General features: G+C 24.8%; 1 protein-coding gene. It reads left to right on the forward strand.

Annotated elements, in window-relative coordinates:
* Positions 1 to 91 precede the first annotated feature (91 nt).
* Positions 92 to 607 (forward strand): DUF6933 domain-containing protein, encoded by a 516-nt coding sequence (locus tag HMPREF9088_RS06805; protein WP_007208435.1) that lies wholly within the window; start codon positions 92 to 94, stop codon positions 605 to 607.
* Positions 608 to 1,252 lie beyond the last annotated feature (645 nt).

The raw sequence follows: 1,252 nt of genomic DNA on the forward strand, positions 1-1,252 counted from the left end.
GGTATTTTATTGCTTTAAAACAAACGTATATTAATTAATTCCTAACAGAAATTCATCTGATATAATAAAAGAAAATCACTTGGAGGACATTATGAATCTCATACCCACTAAAAAAGCATTGCCTCTATTTTCGGCTATTCCAAAATCACAAAAAGAATCGCCTAATTTAGAACGTTCTTTTTATTCTTGGCACGCAAACTACTTTACTTTTAATCGAAAAAAGATTTTGGTGCTAGTAAATGATAAATCATTTTCACCAATCGTATTAGCTGATATTAATGCTAAAAATAAAAAAGATTTGAACCATATGATTAAAGCAGGAATTGAAGAAGTATTTAGTTATAGTAATATGCCACCTGTTCAAATTAAAAAGTATTTTCTAAAAGCTGGTAGATTGGAAATTTCTTCAAATTATAATCGTTCAATTATCAGTATCAACAATAGTATGATTCAACACTGTCAATTCTTTACTGAAGAAATTGATTTCCAAACAAATCTACAACCAACTATTATGAAATTCTTAGCAAATACTCCTTATCGTAGCCAAACACCTGAATATTTTATCAGCACTGAAATTGTTGCAATCGAATTAAAGAAATTAATCTAAATTGGCTATTCAAAATTATTATTCTTTTTTATCTCAAAATTTTTGTAAAAATCCACTTAAAAAATGACCCTTAAAAAATCCTTATTTATCAAGGGTTTTATACTTGTTGACAAAAACACAAGATTACTGTAATATCAATGATTTTTCAATGTATTTAAAAAAAAACACCTCTCAGATTCATTGAAGAAAAAAATGTGGGTAATTAACCACTTATTTTTGTCTGAAAGGTGTTTTTTGTATCGAAGATTTTCATAAACTACACTTAAACGTTTGTATATCAATATTTACATATAGTTTTTCAAATCATAAAACTGGTACAAGTAAAATTTTTATCTTTCCATCAGATTATGATTTAAATTAATATCCACAAAGTCATTTTACTATTTAAAAGTTCAAAAATATTTTATGGATTTCTACAATTGATTCTATGCTGCTTATTTTACGTTCTAAGACGTTTTAAATTTTTATGTATAATTTATCGAAAATAATTTCTAACACTCTCTAAAGATAATATATGCTGTTTAAAACACATTTAGAGTTATTTTATTATCTAAAAACTTCATTAATTCATTTTATATAATATTATGTATATTGTTGTTAGATAGAGGCTTTTATAGATTATCTAAGTACTTTCATTTAGTTAAA

Source organism: Enterococcus italicus DSM 15952, assembly GCF_000185365.1.
Classification (GTDB): domain Bacteria; phylum Bacillota; class Bacilli; order Lactobacillales; family Enterococcaceae; genus Enterococcus_G; species Enterococcus_G italicus.

Excerpts from the sequence above, each read along its gene's own strand:
- HMPREF9088_RS06805 (WP_007208435.1), top strand. The coding sequence starts at position 92 with ATGAATCTCATACCCACTAAAAAAGCATTGCCTCTATTTTCGGCTATT.